Here is a 19,650-nt window from a genome sequence, read left to right on the forward strand (position 1 = left end):
AACGCCGCGGGCGGCCTGTGATATAACAGCGCACATTCCCAGTTACCCTGCGACGGACTCCCATGAAAGCCAAGGCAGATACCCCTTTCGTTGCGCTGAACATCGCCGTGCTGACGGTCAGCGACACCCGCACCTTTGACACCGACACCTCCGGCCAGCTGTTCGTCGATCGCCTGAGCGCCGCCGGCCACCGCTTGGCCGAGCGGGTGCTGCTCAAGGACGACCTGTACAAGATCCGCGCCCAGGTCGCGACCTGGATCGCCGACGACCAGGTGCAGGTGGTGCTGATCACCGGCGGCACCGGTTTCACCGGCCGCGACAGTACCCCGGAAGCCGTGGCGTGCCTGCTGGACAAGCAGGTCGAGGGCTTCGGCGAGCTGTTCCGGCAGATCTCGGTGGCCGATATCGGCACCTCCACCGTGCAGTCCCGCGCCCTGGCCGGGCTTGCCAACGGCACCCTGGTCTGCTGCCTGCCGGGCTCGACCAACGCCGTGCGCACCGGTTGGGACGGCATCCTTGCCGAGCAGCTGGACGCCCGTCATCGGCCGTGCAATTTCGTGCCGCACCTGAAGCAGGCGGCGGCCTGTGACAGCCGTGGCTGAGGTGGCCCGGCCCTTGATGCCGGTGGAAGAGGCCCTGGAGCGCCTGCTGGCGCTGGCCGACACGGCGCCCATCGCCGAGACCGAACAGGTACCGCTGGCCGAGGCCGAAGGGCGGGTCCTGGCCCATGAGCTGGTGGCTGGCCTCGACCTGCCGCCGTGGCCCAACAGCGCCATGGACGGCTACGCGCTGCGCCTGGCCGACTGTCAGGGCGAACCGCTGCGGGTGACCCAGCGCATCTTCGCCGGGCATGCACCACAGCCCCTGGAACCTGGCACCTGCGCACGGATCTTCACCGGCGCGCCGCTGCCGGAAGGTGCCGATTGCGTCGAGATGCAGGAAAACACCGAGGTGCTCGAGGATGGTCGGGTGCGTTTCCTCGAACCGCTGGCGCTGGCGCAGAACGTTCGCCCCAAGGGCCAGGAAACCCGTGTCGGCGAACAGGTGATGAGCGCCGGCACGCGGCTGGGCCCGATCCAGCTCGGGCTGGCCGCGACCCTGGGTTTCGGCACGCTCGAAGTGCGGCGTCGGCCCCGGGTGGCGGTGCTGTCGACCGGCGACGAACTGGTCGAGCCGGGCCTGGCCCTGGGCCCCGGGCAGATCTACAACAGCAACCGACGCCTGCTGGTCAGCTGGCTGCAACGCCTGGGCTGCACGGTGGTCGACGCCGGCATCCTCCCGGACGATCTCGAGCGCACCCGCCAGTGCCTGGGCGGGCTGGGCGATGTCGACCTGATCCTGTCCACCGGAGGCGTGTCGGTGGGCGAGGCCGATTTCCTCGGCCTGGCCCTGCGAGAGGCGGGCGAGCTGGCGCTGTGGAAGCTGGCGATCAAGCCGGGCAAGCCGCTGACCTTCGGCCATTACCAGGGGGTGCCGGTGATCGGCCTGCCGGGCAATCCGGCCTCGACCCTGGTCACCTTCGGCCTGCTGACCCGGCCCTACCTGCTGCGTCGAATGGGCGTGGCCCATGTCGCGCCGCTGCGCTTCAGCGTGCCGGCGGGTTTCGACTGGCCCAAGGCCGGAACGCGCCGCGAGTACCTGCGGGCACGCATCGAGGACGGTCGCGTGCGCATCTACAAGAACCAGAGCTCCGGCGTGCTGCGCAGCGCGGCATGGGCCGATGGCGTGGTGGAAGTGCTCGAAGGCACGACGCCGCAACAGGGCGATGCGGTGACGTTCATTCCGTTCAGCGAGCTACTTGGCTAGCACGCCGCCGGCGGCTGCGGCGCCGGCCGGCGCCAGCTGGGTCAGGCGCATGTGCACGTTCTCCAGCTGCTGGGCGGCGACGCTCCAGTCATGACGCTGGCGGGCGAACTGGCGCCCGGCCTCGCTGAGCTGGCACATGCGCCATGGTTGGTTGAGCAACTGGGTGACCAGCAGCGCCAGCTGGCCGCTGTCGTCGCTGCCCAGGTAGTGCTCGCCGTTGTTCATGGCCAGGCCCGAGGCGCCCTTGCTGGTGGTGATCACCGGCAACCCGGCGGCCATGGCTTCGAGGATCTTCACCTTGGAGCCGCCGGCGTGGCGCAGCGGCGCGAAGAACAGTGCCGAGCGCCGTTGCAGCTCGCGCAGATCGGGGCGATAGCCCACCCACTCGATACGCGGGTCGTTCCAGTGCAGCTTCCAGCTGGCCGGCAGGGCGTGGCCGGCAATGGCCAGGCGCACCGCCGGATTGCTCATCCACACCTGAGGCAGGATCTCTTCCAGCGCCCATTCGATGGCCTCCAGGTTGGCGCCGTACTCGAAATTGCCGACGAACAGCAGACGCTGGCTGTGCGGCGTGGGGCGAACCTCCTGGTAGTGGTCGCAGTCCACGCCATTGACCACCACGTTCACTGGGCGCCCGCTGATCTGGCCGATAAGCTCGGCATCATGGGCGCTGACCGCCACCACCTCGGTGGGCTGGCGCAGCACTCGCTGCTCCCAGCGCCGGTAGCGCCAGCGGTCGAAGGCGTTCAGCGGCCGTAGCCACAGGGGCAAGCGGTCGTGGCAGGCGGCGCCCATCACCGATTCCAGGTAGTGCTCGCTGAGCATGTAGGGCAGGCCACGGGCCTGCAAGGCCTTCTCGAACGGCTGGAAACTGTAGCTGTGCTCGATCTGGATCACGTCCCAGGGTTCGTCCAGCAACTGCTCGAAGCGGTGCCTCAGGCAGGGCGCCAGGCCATTGATGATGGCCCGCATGGGGTAGTCGATGATGGGCGAGGCCAGCAGGTTCAGCGGGCTGTGCAGCGCGCGCCGGGGCAGCACCACCAGGCGCTCCACCAGCGGCTCCAGGGCCTCGCGCGCCGCGTCGCTCAAGGGTACCTTGGACTGCACCAGCAAGGTGATCCGGTGGCCATGCTGCGCCAGGGCGCGCAGCAGGTGGTATTGCCGGGTCTTGCTGCCGCTGGTGGTGGGCCAGGGCAGGTAGGGCAGGGTCCAGAGTATGCGCATGAGCCCGAATCCTCGCGGTTGGCCGGGTGTCGGCCCTGGATGGCAAAACGCGCCCTCTGGCAGTCAAGCAGGTGCTGCTGCTGCCGGGGCGCGTCCATAGATATCAGTAAAGCGTACGATGTCGTCTTCGCCCAGGTATTCGCCGCTCTGCACCTCGATCATCACCAGGTCGATGACGCCGGGGTTGGTCAGGCGGTGGCTGCGTCCGGGCTTGATGAAGGTCGACTCGTTGGTGTCGAGCAGAAACTCCTCTTCACCGTTGGTCACGCAGGCCATGCCGCTGACCACGATCCAGTGCTCGCTGCGGTGATGGTGCATCTGCAGCGACAGCGATTCGCCGGGGCGGACCATGATGCGCTTGATCTTGAACCGTGGCCCTTCCTCGAGCACGGTGTACAGGCCCCAGGGGCGGGTCACGGTGCGGTGCAGGCGGTAGGCGTCGTGGCCCTGGCGCTTGAGTTGCTGGGCGATCACCTTGACCTCCTGGCTGCGCGCGGCATCGGCGATCAGCAGGGCGTCGGGGGTGTCGATGACGATCAGGTTGTCCAGGCCCACCGCGCCCACCAGCCGACGCGGCGAGTCGATGTAGCAGTTGCTCACGTCATGCAGCACGGTTTCGCCGTTGCAATGATTGCCCTGGCTGTCGGCCGGGCGCAGCTCGCGCACCGCTTCCCAACTGCCGATATCACTCCAGCCGATGGCGCAGGGCACCACGGCCACCTGGGTGGAGGGCTCCATGAGTGCGTAGTCGATGGAGATGTCGGGGGCCTGCGCGAAACTGTCGGCGTCGAGTTCCACCTGCTGGCCGCACGTCCCCTCCTTGAACAGGCTCTGCGCCAGGCAGTGGGTCACGGTGTGCAGCACCTCGGGGGCATGGGCCTGCAGCTCCTGCAGCACGGTGCCCGCGCGCAGGCAGAACATGCCGGCGTTCCACAGGTGCCGGCCTCCGTCCAGGTAGGCCTGGGCGGTGTCGGCGTCGGGCTTTTCGACGAAGCGGGCCACCCGATAGCCGTCGTTACCCAGTACCTCTCCTTGTTCGATGTAGCCGAAGCCGGTTTCGGCGCGGGTCGGCAGCAGGCCGAAGGTGGTCAGCCAACCTTTTCCGGCCAGGGCCATGGCCCGCTGGACGGCCGCCTCGAAGGCGCCCTGGTCCTGGATCAGGTGGTCGGCGGGCAGCACCAGCAGCAGGCTGTCCTCGCCATGCAGGCGGGCGCAGTGCAGCGCCGCGGCGGCGATCGCGGGGGCGGTGTTGCGGCCGAAAGGTTCGAGGATGAAGTCGAGGGCGATACGCTGGGTACTGACCTGGCGATACTCGTCCTGGGTACGGAACACCACTTCGCGGTTGGTCACCGTGAGCACCCGTTCGACGCCGGGCAGGCTGCTGGCGCGGCTGAAGGTCTTCTGCAGCAGGCTCATGCCATCGGGCAGGCGCATGAAGGGCTTGGGCATGGCCTCGCGGGAGACCGGCCACAATCGGGTACCGGCGCCGCCAGCGATGATGCAGGGAATCAGAACGCTCATAGTCACAGCCTCGAATCAGGGCGCCGGGGGCAGCGCAATGCAAGGAAATCACGACCTGTCAGGCGTCTGGCGGCACAAAGTCAATAAAATGACTTTTCGAGTCGGCTTCGTCCGTGATGGCCAAATATTTGTCAGATGATGCACCTGTGGCGGCCGGCTTTCAATGGTATTTGTGTGAGGCGGCGGTTTTTCGGCGTCGCCGGGAGCAATCTGCTCGTCGCAGTGGTCGAGATTGCGGTAGGGCATTTCTATTCGGGGAGAACGGCATGAGCGAGCGCAAGGCACTGTTGATCCTGCATGGCAAACAGGCCGGCAACGACGAGGTGCGAGCCGCGGTGGGCCAGCTGCGCGAGCGGGGCTGGACCCTGGACGTGCGGCTGACCTGGGAGGGCGGCGACGCCCAGCGCCTGGTCGGCGAGGCCCTGGCCGCAGGCTATGGCCAGGTGGTGGCCGGTGGTGGTGACGGCACCTTGCGTGACGTGGCCGAAGCGATGGGTCTGGCCGCGACCCAGGTCAGCCTGGCCCTGTTGCCGCTGGGCACCGCCAACGACTTCGCCAGGGCGGCCGGCGTGCCCCTCGAGCCGCAGGCGGCTCTTGACCTGCTGGAGGTGCCGGCGCGGCCGATCGACCTGGGGCGGGTGGGTGACCAGTTGTTCCTGAACATGGCCACCGGCGGCTTCGGCAGTCAGGTCACGGCCAACACCTCGGAAGACCTGAAGAAAGTGCTCGGCGCGGCGGCCTACCTGTTCACCGGCCTGTCACGCTTCAGCGAACTGCAGGCCGCCTCGGTGGAACTGCAGGGCCCCGGTTTCCAGTGGCAGGGCGAGTTGCTGGCGCTGGGCATCGGCAACGGCCGCCAGGCCGGCGGCGGGCACGTGCTGTGCCCGGAGGCGACGGTGGACGACGGCCTGTTGGACATCGGCATCCTGCCTGCGCCACAGGAGATGGCCGGCGCCCTGCGCGACCTGTTGGCCGGCGACGGGCTGTTCGTCCGTGCGCGGTTGCCATGGGTGGAAATCAAGGGCGCCCAGGGGCTGGACATGAACCTCGACGGCGAGCCGCTGCAGGCCGCCAGCCTGCGCTTCGAGGCCATGCCACGAGCGTTGCGCGTGCACCTGCCGACGGACTCGCCGCTGCTCAGTCGTCCAGGCTGATGATCTTCTCGCGCACGGCGAACAGCACCAGCCCTGCCACGTCGTAGATCTGCAGGCGCTTCATGATCTGCGAGCGGTGGGTCTCCACGGTCTTGATCGACAGGCCCAGGCCGGCGGCGATCTCCCGGGTCGACTTGCCGCGCACGATCAGGCGCAGGATCTCCAGCTGACGCCCCGTCAGGTTATGACCTTCGCTGCTCGGCTGGCGGCCGTTCTGCGCGCGTAGCAGGGCCTGGTTGATGACGGTGTGGGCGATGGCCGGGCTGAGGTAGCGTTCGTCGTTGCGCAGCGCGGTGAGCGCCTGTTCCAGCTCGGTGGCCGTGGTGTCCTTGAGCAGGTAGCCGTGGGCGCCGCTTTCCAGGGCGCGCATGATCATTTCCGGGTCGGTGTGCATCGACAGGATCAGGACCTTGCAGGTGCAACCGTTTGCGCGCAATTGCGTGAGCGCGTCGAGACCGCTGGTCGAACGCATGGAAATGTCCAGCAGGACGATGTCCGGCGCCAGGCGCAGGACGTGGTCCAGAAGCTGGCTGCCGTCGTCGGCCTCGCCGATCACGGTGTAACCGGGGATGTCCGATACCAGTGCCCTGACGCCTGCGCGAATCAGGGAGTGGTCGTCCACCAGCAGTAATCTACAGGTCATCGGGGGCAGGGGTCCTGGCGCGTTCTTGGCTGCGGGGTGGCCATGGAAAGAGGGCTTCGATCTGGGTGCCTTGGCCGGGCTGGCTGGTGATGGTCAGGCTGCCTCGCAGGGCGGTCACCCGCTCCTGCATGCCGGCCATGCCGCGCTGGCCGTAATCCGCGGGGGACTGGGCCGGCACGAAGCCGCCGCCGTCGTCGTGGATTGACAGGGCAAGGCCGGCCGAGGTGCGTTGCAGGCGAACCACCAGGTTGCGGGCACCGGCATGGCGCAACATGTTGGTGACCGCCTCCTGGGTGATGCGGAAGGCGGCCATGGCCACCTCTTCGCTGATGCCGCCCAGGCGCTGCTTGCATTCCAGGCTCCAGTGCACCTCGGTGTTTTCCAGGGTGCGCAGCAGATGCGCGCGCAGGCTCGCCTCCAGGCCCAGGCTGGCCAGCTGGCGCGGGTTGAGAATGGTGGAAACGTCGCGCACGTTGCTCAGGGTCAGGTCCAGGGTGCTGCGCAGGGTGCTGCAGTGCTCCTGCAGCTCGGCCGGTACCCGGCGTTGCAGCCAGTCGACCTGCAGCTTGGCGGCGGTCAGCAGCTGGCCGATATCGTCGTGCAGCTCGCGGCTCAGGCGCTGGCGCTCGCTCTCCTGCACCTTGAGCATGCGCGTGGCCAGTTCCGCCGGGCGCAGGCTGATCGAACGCGCCCAGTGGCGCAGGTGCCAGCCGACGCCGAGCATAGCAAGCAGTTGCAGCAGCAGCAGGCTGGCCGACAGGGGCTGGGTGCTCAGGTATACCACCAGGTTCGCCGCCAGCGATGCAACGCACAGCAGTGCTGTCGTCCAGCGCAGCAGGGCAACGCTGGAACGGCAACGCTGGAGAAACTTCAAGCGTGGGAGCATAGATAGGGAAGCCACTGAATTATAGCGGTTAGGGGCATTGCACACGTCTGACCAGGGGTTTTACCGCCCCGCTTGCAATCAAGTGCGGAATGCGGATCCAATCGCCCGATAACCTGGGCGCGCATGTTCGAGTGGGCGCATATTATCACTTTGATTGAATTTGGTCGCGGGGGGATAACTGCTTGAAACCTCGTATTTTCCGGGCTGTGGCGGGCCTGGCGGTCGAGGGCTTGGCTAGCAGAGTGCCATTATTAAATGATGTTTCCAGTGCGCGCAGGGCAACTAATAATCCCGCTTCGCAAAAACATTTGGAAAAACTTGTCCAACTTTGCAAGTTTCATCCTGAGCCGACCTTAGTTGTGACTCAGTTGGCTGCATTTAATGTTGCCGGTCGGGCGAGTCGATGCCGGTGCTTGCCGTATGAGGGTGGGCGCAGTACACCCCTGTCTGCTGGCAGTCCGCGCACAGCTGCGTGGACGGCTGGCCCAGGGAGGTGGCCAGTTCGCCCAGCAGCAGCCGTTGTTCGTCGGTGTCCATGCCTAGCTGGCCGGTCTGCGGGTCCAGCAGCTCCAGTTGCCAGTCGAGCAGGGTCAGGCAGGCGTCCAGTGCGGGCAGGCTGCTGCCGTGCAGGTGCTGCTGGGCACAGGTGGGCGCGAGCAGCTTTTGCAAGGCGAACGCATAGTGGGCGACCTCGAGCAGGCCGAGCGCGTCGGCACGGCGGGCCAGGGTATCAAGTGCCGTGGTGAGACTGTGGCAGGCGTCCGGGTCGTTGGCGATCAGTTCCAGGTGCTGCAGGCATTCCTGGGATCGGGCCAGCAGGACCTGTGCGTCCTGCAGAAAGGCCGCCACGGCGGCGTTGTGCAGTGGTGTGCTATCCATCATGGCGCCCCGTGGTCAGGGATTGGCCGTACCAAGATGATCGCTCGCAAAAGCCTGACTCCGTTCATGCAGTGAGAATGGCGTCACATTAATGGCTAATGGATATTGCGAACATCAGGTTGCACCCGATTGCTACTAGGGGATTCCCTGATGAGGATTCAGGTGGGTCGTTCGTTGCGAGCGACGGACGCGGCGGGATGTGGCAGCAGTAAAGCATGATGGTAAAGTGATATCAATCACCCGGCGCGGCTTTTTCCATCAGGGGTCAAGCTGCGCGCGCATCCGCCGATACAGGGGGATGCATCCACTTTTCCCGACTCAAGCCTGGGGGCTTTCCAATGGCTGGCATTCTCGACACGGTAGACCAACGCACGCAACTGGTGGGTGAGAACCGCCTGGAAATCCTCATGTTCCGCCTGGCCGGCCGACAGTTGTTCGCCATCAACGTGTTCAAGGTCCAGGAGGTGCTGCAACTGCCCAAGCTGACCCTCATGCCACAGCGCCACTCCTTCGTCTGCGGCGTGGTCAACCTGCGTGGCCAGACGCTGCCGGTGATCGACCTGTCCCAGGCGATCGGCATGCGCCCGCTGCAGCCTGGGCCGGACAGCACCATCATCGTCACCGAGTACAACCGCTCGGTGCAGGCATTCCTGGTGGGCGGCGTTGATCGTATCGTCAACATGAACTGGGAAGCCATCATGCCGCCACCGGCCAGCGCCGGTCGCCAGCACTACCTCACGGCGATCACCAAGGTCGACGAGAAGCTGGTTGAGGTCATCGACGTGGAGAAGGTGCTGGCCGAGATCGTGCCGTACAGCGCCAAGGTGTCCCGCGACAAGCTGGAAGATCCGGTGCTGGCCCGTGCGCGTGGCCGCGAAGTGCTGCTGGTGGACGACTCCAGCGTGGCCCTGGCGCAGTTGCGCGACACCCTGTCGCAACTGGGGGTGAAGCTGCACGTGGCCAGTGACGGCCTCAAGGCCCTGCGCCTGCTCAAGGGCTGGGCCGACGCCGGGGAGAATGTCTGCGAGAAGCTGCTGATGATCTTCACCGATGCCGAAATGCCCGAGATGGATGGTTACCGGCTGACCACCGAGATTCGCAACGACCCGCGCCTGCGCGGCCTCTACGTGGTGCTGCACACCTCGCTGTCGGGCAGCTTCAACGAATCGATGGTCAAGAAGGTCGGCTGCGACAACTTCCTGTCCAAGTTCCAGCCCGACCGCCTGGTGGATGTGGTGCGTCAGCGTCTGAACATGGATCACGCCTAGGTGTAAGCTTGGTTTTTCCATGGAAACCAGGTGAGCAGGGATGTTTCTGAGTGCGTTGTATCGATACCCGGTGAAATCGGGGCGGGCCCAGGGCCTGCAAGCGTCCGCGGTCGGCAATCTGGGCCTGGACGGTGACCGCCGCTGGTTGGTGGTGGAGGAGGAGAATGGCCGCTTCCTGACCCAGCGGGCCTGGCCCCGGCTGGGGCAGGTTGGCGCCGATTATGGCGAGCAGGGCCAACTGCTGCTCCAGGCGCCGGGGCGGGCACCCTTGGAGGTGCCCGTGCCGCCTGCCGACGACGCCCTGCGCGGCGTCACCATCTGGCGCGATACCTTGCGCGTGCCCGATGCCGGCGATGCCGCCGCGGCCTGGCTCAGCGAGCTGCTGGGCAAGCCAGTAAGGCTGGTGTACTGCCCCGAGCAGCGGGCCCGCTACCTGCCCAGCGGCTACGGCCTGAACAGTGACCGGGCAGCCTTTCCCGATGGTTTTCCATTGCTACTGATCGGTCAGGCCTCGCTGGATGAGCTGAGCCGTCGGGTCGGGCGCCCCATGGAGATGCTGCGTTTTCGCCCGAACCTGGTGGTCGAGGGGGCCGAAGCCTTTGCCGAGGACCGCTGGAAGCGTATCCGTATCGGCGACATGACCTTTCGCGTGCTCAAGCCGAGCGTGCGCTGCATCCTCACCACCCTCGATCCCGCCACGGGCGAGCGCAGCCCGGACCGTGAGCCGTTGACCACGCTCAAGACGTTCCGTGAGAAGGAAGGGGATGTGCTGTTTGGCCAGAACCTGGCGGTGGATGGCGAGGGGGAGCTTAAGGTGGGGATGGACGTCGAGGTCCTCGAATAGAGCCATCGCGGGGCATGCCCGCTCCCACGTTGCGTGGGCGCGGGCTGATGGCGTCCCGATCACATATCGTCGAAATACCGCTCATGCCAATCCACCAGCGGCTGCGGTGAATTGAGCTTCTGCCCGTAGATGACCGAATACGACAGCACGTTCTGCACGTACTGGCGCGTCTCGTCGAACGGAATCGACTCGACCCACACATCGAAGCTCAGGTGCTTGGCGCCCTTGAGCCACTGGCGCACGCGCCCGGGGCCGGCGTTGTAGGCGGCCGAGGCCAGCACGCGGTTGCCGTTGAACTGGCCGTGCACCTGGCTCAGGTAGGCGGCGCCGAGCTGGATGTTCTTGTCCGGGTTGAATACCTGGGCCGGCGAGGCCAGCGGGATACTGAACTTGCGTGCGGTCTCCTTGGCCGTGCCCGGCATCAGCTGCATCAGGCCGCTGGCGCCGACGCTGGAGCGGGCGTCCTCCATGAAGGCGCTTTCCTGGCGGGTAATGGCGAATACCCAGCTCGAATGCAGGCCGCGGACCTTGGCTTCGCGCACCAGGGTGTCGCGGTGGGCCATGGGGAAGCGGATGTCCAGGTCGTCCCAGTACTGGGCCTGGCTGATGGTGCGGATGGCCGGGAAGTACCAGCGCATGTCATAGGCCAGGCGGGCCTGGGCGACCATCTCGTCACGGTTGAAGTGACGGCTGACGTGGTACCACTCGCGGCGTCCCTCGACGATCTGGCCGCGGGCATGGAACTCCAGGGCGCGACGCACGCCCGGGGTATTGCGGACCTTGTTGATCACCGCCTGGCTGAGCGCCAGCGGCTTGTTGTTCAACTGGTAGGGCGTCTGCGCCCGGTCGGCGGCGAGGAAACCATAGAAGTCGCGCTCGCGGGCGACGGTCTTGTACAGCAGCGGGACCTGCGGGTTGTTCGGCTGGGCCAGCTCCAGGCTGCGCGCCTGCCAGTACTTCCAGCGGTTGCTGCTGGCCAGGTCCTGGGGCAGGCGTTTGGTCAGCTCGTAGGCGTCCTCCCAGCGGCCCAGGCGCAGCAGCAGGCGCAGGCGCCATTCGCTGACGGTGTTGTCGCGCAGCTCGGGGTCGTAGCGGGTCATCAGGTCGAGGGCGCGCGGGTCGTAGCGCCGGGCCAGGGTCAGGCCGATCTCGCGGGCGATGGCGACTTTCTCGTCACGGGAGAAGTGCATGCGCTGGGCGTAGTCGTCGAGCAGCGCCATGGCCTGCTCGGGGTCCTGGCGGGCCAGACGGCGCAAGCCGAGGCTGACCACGTCGGACATGGCCTCGTTGACCGGGGTGAAGCGCGACGGCTGGTTGAGCAGCTCGGGCTTCTGCGCCACGTCGATCAGCAGCTTGCCCTGGGGGCCGAGGGTGGTGAGGGTCTTGACCAGGCTGCTGGCCAGGCCGTAGTTGCGTGCCTGGGCCGCCAGCTTGGCGCGCTGCCAGCGCTTGGCCTCGGTCAGCTGGCCTTCGGCCGCCCACATGGAAAACAGGGTATCGCAGGCGGTGGGCTGCGACTTGCCGACGTTCCACAGCTTGTCGGCGGTGGCGAAGCCTTCGGCGCGCAGGCCATGGGAGAGCTGGTACTGGCCGTTGAGGCAGTCCAGTTCGGTGAAATTGAGCTTGGGGTCGTAGTAGCGGGTGAAGGTGTTCCACTCGCCGCGCTCGGCCAGCCAGCGCAACCAGCGCAGTTTCATCCAGTTGGCCTGGGGCAGGTCGCCGTGGGCCTTGAGGAAGCCCTCGATCTCCTCGTTGCTGGCGCTCTTCAGGCGGGCGGTCAGCTCGTCGTAGGTGAGGTAGGGCGTGAGCGGATAGTCGCGCAGCGCCTGCGCGTAACGCAGGTAAGGGCCCTTGTCGCCCTTGGCCAGGGCGCGCTTGGCCTCGTCGTAGTACTGACGCTGCTGGGAAATGTCGATGGCCTGTGCGGCGCTCGCGGCGGTGGCGGTGAGCAGCAGGCAGGAAGCAATTTGTAACAGGCGGCTGCGCATGATACGTCCGGGCAGTAGAACCATGGAAAGTGACGGCGGAGCCAGCACTGTTGGGTATTACTGCCTAGCTTAGCCGTTTGCCGGTGGCCGGTGAAAGCACTGTGCTTGTATCGAGTTGTTATCCGACGCCCTGCTGCCGGCGATGGGCTTTTGATGCCGTGAAGGGTCAAGTCAGGTAGAATGCGCGCCCGGTTTTTGGAGATGATCATGACCCTGCTCAAATTCAGCGATGTGTCCCTCGCCTTCGGCGCCATGCCGCTGTTGGACAAAGTGTCCTGGCAGATCGCCCGTGGCGAGCGGGTGTGCATCATCGGCCGCAACGGCACGGGCAAGTCGAGCATGCTGCGCCTGGTCAAGGGCGAGCAGAAGCCCGACGACGGTGATATCTGGCGCGCGCCAGGGCTGAAGATCGGCGAACTGCCACAGGAACTGCCGGTGGCCGACGAGCGCAGCGTCTTTGACGTGGTGGCCGCGGGCCTGGATGGCGTGGGCGAGCTGCTGGCCGAGTACCACCACCTGAGCCAGAACATCCACGGCGACGAGGACCTGGAAAAGCTCATGCACGTCCAGCACGAGTTGGAGGCCCGCGACGGCTGGCGCCTGCAACAAGTGGTGGAAAGCACCCTGAGCCGCCTGCAACTGCCGGCCGACAAGACCCTGGCCGAGCTCTCCGGCGGCTGGCGCCGTCGCGTGTTGCTGGCCCAGGCGCTGGTGTCCGAGCCCGACCTGCTGCTGCTCGACGAGCCGACCAACCACCTGGATATCGGTGCCATCGCCTGGCTGGAAGATGCCCTGAACGGCTTCAACGGCGCGGTGCTGTTCATCACCCACGACCGTTCCTTCCTGCAGAACCTGGCCACGCGCATCCTTGAACTGGACCGTGGCGGGCTGATCGACTGGAACGGCGACTACGCCAGCTTCCTGGTGCACAAGGAGGCCGAGCTTGCCGCCGAGGCCACCGCCAATGCGCTGTTCGACAAGCGCCTGGCCCAGGAAGAAGTGTGGATCCGCCAGGGCATCAAGGCCCGGCGTACCCGCAACGAAGGCCGTGTGCGTGCGTTGAAGGCATTGCGCGTGGAGCGCGGCGAGCGCCGTGAGCGCCAGGGCAAGGCGAACATCCTTATCGAGGTGGCGGACAAGTCCGGCAAGCAGGTGATGGTGCTGGAGGACGTCAGCTTCGCCCACAAGGATGGTCCGAAACTGGTCAAGGACTTCTCCATGGTCCTGCAGCGCGAAGACCGCATCGGCCTGCTCGGCGCCAACGGTACCGGCAAGACCACCCTGCTCAAGCTGATGCTGGGTGACCTGGAGCCGACCAGTGGCAAGGTCGAGCGCGGCACCAAGCTGGAAGTGGCCTACTTCGACCAGATGCGCCATCAGCTGGACCTGGAAAAGACCGTCATCGACAACCTGGCCGAAGGCCGCGATTTCATCGAGATCGATGGCCAGAACCGCCATGTCCTGAGCTACCTCGGCGACTTCCTGTTCAGCCCGCAGCGTGCGCGCACGCCGGTCAAGGCGTTGTCCGGTGGCGAGCGTGCGCGCCTGCTGCTGGCCAAGCTGTTCAGCAAGCCGGCCAACCTGCTGGTGCTGGACGAACCGACCAACGACCTCGACGTCGAGACCCTGGAGCTGCTCGAGGAAGTGCTGTCCAACTACAAGGGCACGGTGCTGATGGTCAGCCACGACCGGGCCTTCCTCGACAACGTGGTGACCAGCACCCTGGTGTTCGAGGGTGAGGGGCGTGTGCGCGAGTACGTGGGCGGCTACGAGGACTGGATCCGCCAGGGTGGATCGCCGAAGCTGCTGGGCGTGACCGAGAGCAAGAGTGGCAAGTCCGAACTCAACAGTGCGGTGGTGGCCAAGCCGGTGGAAGAGCAGGCGCCTGCGGCCGTCGCCGCGCCCGCTGCCGATGCCAGCAAGAAGAAGCTCAGCTACAAGCTGCAGCGCGAGCTGGAGGCGTTGCCAGGGCAGATCGATGCGCTGGAGCGGCAGATTGCCGAGGTGCAGGAAGAGGTCGGCGCCTCGAACTTCTACCAGCGTCCGATCGATGAAACCTCTGCGGTGCTGGCCAAGCTGGAGAAGCTGCAGGGCGAGCTGGACGTGCTGGTGGAGCGCTGGGCCGAGCTGGAAGGCTGAAATGCATCGCGGGCCAAGCCCGCTCCCACGCAGCCCTGTCTGACGGGCTTTGTGGGAGCGGGCTTGCCCCGCGATTACTGGCTTACTCGGCCTTCTTCTGCAAGCGCACCGCCAGTACATCGCACGGCGCGCCGTGCAGCACGTCATTGGCTGTGGAGCCCAGCAGCAGCGCCAGGCCATGGCGGCCATGGCTGCCGACCACGATCAGGTCGCAGGCTTGTTTCTTGGCAAGTTCATGGATTTCCTGGCGCGGTTGGCCATAGACCAGATGCGAGTCACCTCGCTGGATGTCCGGGTACTTGTTGAACAGGCGCTCCATGCGCTCCTTGGCCTGGTCGAACTGTTGCTGCTGCAACTGCGACAGGTCCATCGGCACGTCGCCGCCGAAGGCCATGGCCATGGGTTCGACGATATGCACCAGGGACACCTTGGCGCCACTGGCCAGGGCGATGGTCTTGGCCCGCTTGATCACCGGGTCGCATTCTTCGGTCAGGTCGACGGCGACCAGAAGATGTTCATAGGACATGTGCAGTACTCCTGACAATCGCGATAGTAGAAGTATGGTCGCTTTCGGGCCGGGCGTTCGTGAATCCTGGATAACCCGCTCATTTGCAACGCTTTATAAGGTCTACAGATATGACGGTATGGCTGGTGGTGTCAATCCTTGCGCTGATGCTCAGCCCGCTGGCCTGGCTGCGCCAGTCGCGCAAGCAGGGTGAGCAGATGAGCCTGCGCCTTGAAGGCCGGCGCATGGGCCTGGCCATGCAGCTGGCGCCGCAGCAGTGGCCGCACTGGCTGGAAAAGGAGCCGCCCAGCCCTTGTCCGCAATACCACCGGGCGCGGCGCAAGGGCCGCGAAGACTGCTGGTGCTACTGGCAGATCACCCCTGGCGTGTGGTGGAACCAGTGGCGCGAGCCCTGCGAGGACCCGCGCCTGGCCGAGGTCTTTGCCCGCCTGCCGGAAACCGTCTACAAGGTCGAGGCCGACCGGCGCATGATCGCCCTGTACTGGAGCGAGCGGGGCGATAAATCTGTTTTGCAGGATATTGCCCAGGCCCTCGATACCCTCGCCTGAACCTGGCCAACGCAAAACGGCGCGCAGGAGCAACCATGCTCTTGCGCGCCGTTTTGCGTTCTGCAGCGCAGAAAAAGGCCAGGCAGGCCGGAAACACTTTCATGCAGCCCCAGTGTAGCCATCGTTGGCGGATGCGTTTAGAAAAAACGCCGTCCGCGGTCGGTGATGGTCTATCGCTGACATGAATGGTCGGCGATCACTGTCATCAGTTTTCGTACCCGGCGGGTAGAAGATGACTGGAAAGTCGCGTTTTCACGGTGTTCGCGAGCATTTGACAACGCCGTTCATTTCGGAGAATGTGTGCACACCCAAGTCAAACGGGCGTATGAATTGAGCGTTTGTATGTCAGACGGCTCTTACAGAATCCCGATTAGCGCGTCGACGGGTGTGCCTGGGGCGAGGGACCGGTAGACCGGCTCTTGCACCAGCGTTCGACGTGTACTGTTCAGCTTCCATATCGTGGAGATCAGTTGATGATTTACGAAGGTAAAGCCATCACGGTTAAGGCTCTTGAAAGCGGCATCGTCGAACTGAAGTTCGACCTCAAGGGTGAGTCCGTCAACAAGTTCAACCGTCTCACTCTGAACGAGCTGCGTCAGGCCGTGGACGTGATCAAGGGCGATGCCTCGATCAAGGGCGTGATCGTCAGCAGTGGCAAGGACGTGTTCATCGTCGGCGCCGACATCACCGAATTCGTCGACAACTTCAAGCTGCCCGAGGCCGAACTGGTCGCCGGCAACCTGGAAGCCAACCGCATTTTCAATGACTTCGAAGACCTGCAGGTGCCGACCGTTGTCGCCATCAACGGCATCGCCCTGGGTGGCGGCCTGGAGATGTGCCTGGCCGCCGACTACCGGGTCATGTCCAGCAGCGCCAAGATCGGCCTGCCGGAAGTCAAGCTGGGCATCTACCCAGGCTTCGGCGGCACCGTGCGCCTGCCGCGCCTGATCGGCTCGGACAACGCCATCGAATGGATCGCCTCGGGCAAGGAAAACCGTGCCGAGGACGCCCTGAAGGTCGGCGCCGTCGACGCCGTGGTCGCCCCCGAGCTGTTGCAGGCCGGTGCCCTGGACCTGATCAAGCGCGCCATCAGCGGCGAGCTGGACCACAAGGCCAAGCGCCAGCCCAAGCTGGAAAAGCTCAAGCTCAATGCCATCGAACAGATGATGGCGTTCGAGACCGCCAAGGGCTTCGTCGCCGGCCAGGCCGGCCCGAACTACCCAGCGCCGGTCGAGGCCATCAAGACCATCCAGAAGGCTGCCAACTTCGGCCGTGACAAGGCCCTGGAAGTCGAAGCCGCAGGCTTCGCCAAGCTGGCCAAGACCTCGGTCGCCGAGAGCCTGATCGGCCTGTTCCTGAACGACCAGGAGCTCAAGCGCAAGGCCAAGGCCCACGACGAGATCGCCCACGACGTGAAGCAGGCCGCCGTGCTCGGCGCCGGCATCATGGGTGGCGGCATCGCCTACCAGTCGGCGGTCAAGGGCACGCCGATCCTGATGAAGGACATCCGCGAGGAAGCCATCCAGCTGGGCCTGAACGAGGCCTCCAAGCTGCTCGGCAAGCGCGTCGAGAAGGGTCGCCTGACCCCGGCGAAGATGGCCGAGGCACTGAATGCCATTCGCCCGACCCTGTCCTACGGCGATTTCGCCAACGTCGACATCGTCGTCGAGGCCGTGGTCGAGAACCCGAAGGTCAAGCAAGCGGTACTGGCTGAAGTGGAAGGCCAGGTGAAGGAAGATGCCATCCTGGCCTCCAACACCTCGACCATCTCCATCAACTTGCTGGCCAAGGCACTCAAGCGTCCGGAAAACTTCGTCGGCATGCACTTCTTCAATCCGGTGCACATGATGCCGCTGGTCGAAGTCATCCGCGGCGAGAAGTCCAGTGAAGTGGCTGTCGCCACCACCGTGGCCTACGCCAAGAAGATGGGCAAGAACCCGATCGTGGTCAACGACTGCCCGGGCTTCCTGGTCAACCGCGTGCTGTTCCCGTACTTCGGCGGCTTCGCCAAGCTGGTCAGCGCCGGCGTCGACTTCGTGCGCATCGACAAGGTCATGGAAAAGTTCGGCTGGCCAATGGGCCCGGCCTACCTGATGGACGTGGTCGGCATCGACACCGGCCACCACGGCCGCGACGTGATGGCCGAAGGCTTCCCGGACCGCATGAAGGACGACCGTCGCTCCGCCGTCGACGCCCTCTACGAGGCCAACCGCCTGGGCCAGAAGAACGGCAAGGGCTTCTATGCCTACGAGACCGACAAGCGCGGCAAGCCGAAGAAGGTCGCCGACGCCAGCGTGCTCGACGTGCTCAAGCCGGTCATCTTCGAACAGCGTGAAGTCAGCGACGAGGACATCATCAACTGGATGATGGTGCCACTGTGCCTGGAGACCGTGCGTTGCCTGGAAGACGGCATCGTCGAGACTGCCGCCGAAGCCGACATGGGCCTGGTCTACGGCATCGGTTTCCCTCCCTTCCGTGGTGGCGCGCTGCGCTACATCGATTCGATCGGGGTCGCCGAGTTCGTCGCACTGGCCGACAAGTACGCCGACCTGGGGCCGCTGTACCACCCCACTGCGAAGCTGCGCGAAATGGCCAAGAACGGCCAGCGCTTCTTCAACTGAGCGCCCAACGAGCTAGAGCGAGAATATTGATATGAGCCTGAATCCAAGAGACGTGGTGATTGTCGACTTCGGTCGCACGCCGATGGGCCGTTCCAAGGGTGGCATGCACCGCAACACCCGTGCCGAGGACATGTCCGCGCACCTGATCAGCAAGCTGCTGGAGCGCAACGACAAGGTCGATCCGAAGGAAGTCGAGGACGTGATCTGGGGCTGCGTCAACCAGACCCTGGAGCAGGGCTGGAACATCGCCCGCATGGCCTCGCTGATGACCCAGATCCCGCACACCTCCGCCGCCCAGACCGTCAGCCGCCTGTGCGGTTCGTCCATGAGCGCGCTGCACACCGCCGCCCAGGCGATCATGACCGGCAACGGTGATGTGTTCGTCATCGGCGGTGTCGAGCACATGGGCCACGTCAGCATGATGCACGGTGTCGACCCGAACCCGCATATGTCGCTTCATGCGGCAAAAGCCTCGGGCATGATGGGCCTGACTGCCGAGATGCTGGGCAAGATGCACGGGATCACCCGTGAGCAGCAGGATGCCTTCGGCATGCGCTCGCATCAGCTCGCCCACAAGGCGACGCTCGAAGGCAAGTTCAAGGACGAAATCATCCCGATGCAGGGCTATGACGAAAACGGCTTCCTCAAAGTCTTCGACTACGATGAAACCATTCGCCCGGACACTACGCTGGAAAGCCTGGCGGCCCTCAAGCCAGCTTTCAATCCGAAAGGTGGTACGGTAACGGCGGGCACTTCGTCGCAGATCACCGATGGCGCATCGTGCATGATCGTCATGTCCGGGCAGCGTGCCATGGACCTGGGGATCCAGCCATTGGCGGTGATTCGCTCCATGGCGGTTGCTGGCGTAGACCCTGCAATCATGGGCTACGGCCCGGTCCCGTCGACGCAGAAAGCCCTCAAGCGCGCTGGTCTGACCATCGCCGACATCGACTTCTTCGAGCTCAACGAAGCTTTCGCCGCACAGGCCCTGCCGGTGCTGAAAGATCTGAAAGTGCTCGACAAGATGAATGAGAAGGTTAACCTGCACGGCGGCGCCATCGCCCTGGGCCACCCGTTCGGTTGCTCGGGGGCGCGGATTTCCGGCACCCTGCTCAACGTCATGAAGCAGAATGGCGGTACCCTGGGCGTCGCCACCATGTGTGTCGGCCTGGGCCAAGGCATCACCACTGTCTTCGAACGCGTCTGATCGCGTTGCAGGACAGCAGCCGGGGCCATGTGCCCCGGCTTTTGTTTTTTACAGGATTTGTTCAAGAGGGCGAGTGACATGCAGATACAACCTGGTGTGTACCGGCATTACAAAGGCCCTGAATACCGCGTGTTCAGCGCGGCGCGGCATTCCGAAAGCGAAGAGTGGATGGTCTTCTACCAGTGCCTGTATGGTGACTACAGCTTCTGGGTCAGGCCACTTTCGATGTTCCAGGAGTCCGTCGAGGTTGACGGCGAGCAGGTGCCACGCTTTGCTTTGGTCAAGGCCGAAGAGGGGCTGGGCGAGCGGCTTGGCAAGGCGCACGAGTGATCGACCACGCTTGACCTCGCTCTTTTGCCACTATATATAGCGGTGCCGCGTCCGGCACCTGACGCG

General features: G+C 65.1%; 17 protein-coding genes. 10 read left to right on the top strand and 7 right to left on the bottom strand.

The genetic code is table 11. The annotated features are described in order from the left end of the window. Nucleotides 1-62 precede the first annotated feature (62 nt). Nucleotides 63-602 carry a molybdenum cofactor biosynthesis protein B gene (gene moaB / locus LU671_RS14765; protein ID WP_046856412.1) on the top strand — a complete coding sequence of 180 codons (540 nt, stop codon included), beginning with the start codon at nucleotides 63-65 and terminating at the stop codon, nucleotides 600-602. Then, complete coding sequence (locus LU671_RS14770; protein ID WP_232856038.1) at nucleotides 586-1,806, top strand: molybdopterin molybdotransferase MoeA; 1,221 nt, start codon at nucleotides 586-588, stop codon at nucleotides 1,804-1,806. Before moaB ends, LU671_RS14770 begins: the two co-directional genes overlap by 17 nt. Here the strand turns inward: LU671_RS14770 and LU671_RS14775 are convergent. Together LU671_RS14775 and LU671_RS14780 are read right to left on the bottom strand one after the other, a co-directional pair. Then, nucleotides 1,795-3,030 carry a glycosyltransferase family 4 protein gene (locus tag LU671_RS14775; protein ID WP_110738539.1) on the bottom strand — a complete coding sequence of 412 codons (1,236 nt, stop codon included), beginning with the start codon at nucleotides 3,028-3,030 and terminating at the stop codon, nucleotides 1,795-1,797. The genes LU671_RS14770 and LU671_RS14775 overlap by 12 nt on opposite strands. A 63-nt stretch (nucleotides 3,031-3,093) precedes the next feature. Then, nucleotides 3,094-4,551 (bottom strand): mannose-1-phosphate guanylyltransferase/mannose-6-phosphate isomerase, encoded by a 1,458-nt coding sequence (locus LU671_RS14780; RefSeq protein WP_232856039.1) that lies wholly within the window; start codon nucleotides 4,549-4,551, stop codon nucleotides 3,094-3,096. Nucleotides 4,552-4,817: 266 nt separating this feature from the next. On the opposite strand from LU671_RS14780, the gene yegS reads away from it, so the two are divergent. After that, nucleotides 4,818-5,705 (top strand): lipid kinase YegS, encoded by an 888-nt coding sequence (gene yegS / locus LU671_RS14785; RefSeq protein WP_203647468.1) that lies wholly within the window; start codon nucleotides 4,818-4,820, stop codon nucleotides 5,703-5,705. Here the strand turns inward: yegS and LU671_RS14790 are convergent. From LU671_RS14790 to LU671_RS14800, 3 genes are all read right to left on the bottom strand, one after another. Further along, entirely contained in the window at nucleotides 5,689-6,348 is a 660-nt protein-coding gene (locus LU671_RS14790; RefSeq protein ID WP_203647467.1) for a response regulator, read from the bottom strand. The two genes, yegS and LU671_RS14790, sit on opposite strands and share 17 nt — an antisense overlap. After that, complete coding sequence (locus tag LU671_RS14795; protein ID WP_110738535.1) at nucleotides 6,338-7,234, bottom strand: sensor histidine kinase; 897 nt, start codon at nucleotides 7,232-7,234, stop codon at nucleotides 6,338-6,340. The genes LU671_RS14790 and LU671_RS14795 overlap by 11 nt, the downstream gene beginning before the upstream one ends. A 378-nt stretch (nucleotides 7,235-7,612) precedes the next feature. Beyond that, the gene (locus tag LU671_RS14800; RefSeq protein ID WP_110738562.1) at nucleotides 7,613-8,113 is read right to left on the bottom strand and encodes a histidine kinase; all 501 of its coding nucleotides are present in this window, start codon (nucleotides 8,111-8,113) and stop codon (nucleotides 7,613-7,615) included. A gap of 338 nt (nucleotides 8,114-8,451) precedes the next feature. Between LU671_RS14800 and LU671_RS14805 the strand changes: the two genes are divergently transcribed. Beyond that, complete coding sequence (locus tag LU671_RS14805) at nucleotides 8,452-9,381, top strand: chemotaxis protein CheV (RefSeq protein ID WP_050704823.1); 930 nt, start codon at nucleotides 8,452-8,454, stop codon at nucleotides 9,379-9,381. Nucleotides 9,382-9,421: 40 nt separating this feature from the next. Continuing rightward, on the top strand, nucleotides 9,422-10,225 hold the full coding sequence (locus LU671_RS14810; RefSeq protein ID WP_232856040.1) for an MOSC domain-containing protein: 804 nt from the start codon (nucleotides 9,422-9,424) through the stop codon (nucleotides 10,223-10,225). Between the two features lie 59 nt (nucleotides 10,226-10,284). On the opposite strand, the gene LU671_RS14815 is transcribed toward LU671_RS14810, so the two are convergent. Beyond that, entirely contained in the window at nucleotides 10,285-12,213 is a 1,929-nt protein-coding gene (locus LU671_RS14815; RefSeq protein ID WP_232856041.1) for a transglycosylase SLT domain-containing protein, read from the bottom strand. A 207-nt stretch (nucleotides 12,214-12,420) separates the two neighbouring features. Between LU671_RS14815 and LU671_RS14820 the strand changes: the two genes are divergently transcribed. After that, complete coding sequence (locus LU671_RS14820; RefSeq protein ID WP_232856042.1) at nucleotides 12,421-14,352, top strand: ATP-binding cassette domain-containing protein; 1,932 nt, start codon at nucleotides 12,421-12,423, stop codon at nucleotides 14,350-14,352. An 82-nt stretch (nucleotides 14,353-14,434) separates the two neighbouring features. On the opposite strand, the gene LU671_RS14825 is transcribed toward LU671_RS14820, so the two are convergent. Then, a complete protein-coding gene (locus LU671_RS14825; protein WP_186733471.1) occupies nucleotides 14,435-14,878 on the bottom strand; it encodes a universal stress protein in 444 nt (147 codons plus the stop codon). Nucleotides 14,879-14,988: 110 nt separating this feature from the next. On the opposite strand from LU671_RS14825, the gene LU671_RS14830 reads away from it, so the two are divergent. The 4 genes from LU671_RS14830 (at nucleotide 14,989) to LU671_RS14845 (ending at nucleotide 19,584) form a co-directional block, all read left to right on the top strand. After that, nucleotides 14,989-15,426, top strand: coding sequence for a hypothetical protein (locus LU671_RS14830; protein ID WP_203647461.1), 438 nt, complete (start codon nucleotides 14,989-14,991; stop codon nucleotides 15,424-15,426). 473 nt (nucleotides 15,427-15,899) lie between these two features. Next, nucleotides 15,900-18,047 carry a fatty acid oxidation complex subunit alpha FadB gene (gene fadB, locus LU671_RS14835; RefSeq protein WP_050704828.1) on the top strand — a complete coding sequence of 716 codons (2,148 nt, stop codon included), beginning with the start codon at nucleotides 15,900-15,902 and terminating at the stop codon, nucleotides 18,045-18,047. 31 nt (nucleotides 18,048-18,078) lie between these two features. Then, on the top strand, nucleotides 18,079-19,254 hold the full coding sequence (fadA, locus tag LU671_RS14840; RefSeq protein WP_232856043.1) for an acetyl-CoA C-acyltransferase FadA: 1,176 nt from the start codon (nucleotides 18,079-18,081) through the stop codon (nucleotides 19,252-19,254). A 78-nt stretch (nucleotides 19,255-19,332) separates the two neighbouring features. Next, nucleotides 19,333-19,584 (top strand): DUF1653 domain-containing protein, encoded by a 252-nt coding sequence (locus tag LU671_RS14845; protein ID WP_050704830.1) that lies wholly within the window; start codon nucleotides 19,333-19,335, stop codon nucleotides 19,582-19,584. Nucleotides 19,585-19,650 lie beyond the last annotated feature (66 nt).

Origin of the sequence: Pseudomonas sp. NMI760_13 (assembly GCF_021283245.1) — a bacterium.
GTDB classification, from domain to species: Bacteria; Pseudomonadota; Gammaproteobacteria; order Pseudomonadales; family Pseudomonadaceae; genus Aquipseudomonas; species Aquipseudomonas peradeniyensis.

What these genes read in the sequence shown, in the direction of transcription:
- moaB (WP_046856412.1), top strand. Translation starts at nt 63, where the DNA reads ATGAAAGCCAAGGCAGATACCCCTTTCGTTGCGCTGAACATCGCCGTG.
- LU671_RS14775 (WP_110738539.1), bottom strand. Translation starts at nt 3,030, where the DNA reads ATGCGCATACTCTGGACCCTGCCCTACCTGCCCTGGCCCACCACCAGC.
- LU671_RS14780 (WP_232856039.1), bottom strand. Translation starts at nt 4,551, where the DNA reads ATGAGCGTTCTGATTCCCTGCATCATCGCTGGCGGCGCCGGTACCCGA.
- yegS (WP_203647468.1), top strand. Translation starts at nt 4,818, where the DNA reads ATGAGCGAGCGCAAGGCACTGTTGATCCTGCATGGCAAACAGGCCGGC.
- LU671_RS14790 (WP_203647467.1), bottom strand. Translation starts at nt 6,348, where the DNA reads ATGACCTGTAGATTACTGCTGGTGGACGACCACTCCCTGATTCGCGCA.
- LU671_RS14795 (WP_110738535.1), bottom strand. Translation starts at nt 7,234, where the DNA reads ATGCTCCCACGCTTGAAGTTTCTCCAGCGTTGCCGTTCCAGCGTTGCC.
- LU671_RS14800 (WP_110738562.1), bottom strand. Translation starts at nt 8,113, where the DNA reads ATGGATAGCACACCACTGCACAACGCCGCCGTGGCGGCCTTTCTGCAG.
- LU671_RS14805 (WP_050704823.1), top strand. Translation starts at nt 8,452, where the DNA reads ATGGCTGGCATTCTCGACACGGTAGACCAACGCACGCAACTGGTGGGT.
- LU671_RS14810 (WP_232856040.1), top strand. Translation starts at nt 9,422, where the DNA reads ATGTTTCTGAGTGCGTTGTATCGATACCCGGTGAAATCGGGGCGGGCC.
- LU671_RS14815 (WP_232856041.1), bottom strand. Translation starts at nt 12,213, where the DNA reads ATGCGCAGCCGCCTGTTACAAATTGCTTCCTGCCTGCTGCTCACCGCC.
- LU671_RS14820 (WP_232856042.1), top strand. Translation starts at nt 12,421, where the DNA reads ATGACCCTGCTCAAATTCAGCGATGTGTCCCTCGCCTTCGGCGCCATG.
- LU671_RS14825 (WP_186733471.1), bottom strand. Translation starts at nt 14,878, where the DNA reads ATGTCCTATGAACATCTTCTGGTCGCCGTCGACCTGACCGAAGAATGC.
- LU671_RS14830 (WP_203647461.1), top strand. Translation starts at nt 14,989, where the DNA reads ATGACGGTATGGCTGGTGGTGTCAATCCTTGCGCTGATGCTCAGCCCG.
- fadB (WP_050704828.1), top strand. Translation starts at nt 15,900, where the DNA reads ATGATTTACGAAGGTAAAGCCATCACGGTTAAGGCTCTTGAAAGCGGC.
- fadA (WP_232856043.1), top strand. Translation starts at nt 18,079, where the DNA reads ATGAGCCTGAATCCAAGAGACGTGGTGATTGTCGACTTCGGTCGCACG.
- LU671_RS14845 (WP_050704830.1), top strand. Translation starts at nt 19,333, where the DNA reads ATGCAGATACAACCTGGTGTGTACCGGCATTACAAAGGCCCTGAATAC.